Annotated in this window: 1 protein-coding gene; it reads left to right on the top strand. The window is 68.6% G+C overall.

The annotated features are described in order from the left end of the window. Window positions 1-16 precede the first annotated feature (16 nt). Window positions 17-315, top strand: a 299-nt coding sequence (locus AC0L2B_RS00095) for a transposase zinc-binding domain-containing protein (protein WP_473743616.1), incomplete at its 3' end; no start/stop codon positions are given.

Genomic DNA, 315 nt, shown 5'->3' with positions numbered 1-315 from the left:
CACCCGACGGCTGAGCGTGCGCGCCTCGATCGAGGTTGCCGACATCTTCCGCAGCGCGGGGCCCGCCTACCGGGCCGTTCATGCCGGCCATCTGAGCATTATCCAGCTCAAGGTCATGTCGGCGATCGAACTCTGCCGCACCGCGGCCCTTGGCGGTCACGTCGAGGCCTGCGAGGACTGCGGCCACTGGCGCATCGCCTACAACTCCTGCCGCAACCGGCACTGCCCGAAGTGCCAAGGCGCGGCGGCGCGGACATGGCTCGCCGAGCGCGAAGCCGACCTGCTGCCGGTCGGATACTTCCATGTCGTGTTCAC

This window comes from Mesorhizobium sp. WSM4815 (genome assembly GCF_055811575.1).
Note: the sequence above shows the minus strand (reverse complement) of the source record. Positions and strands in the feature narration are given on the sequence as shown.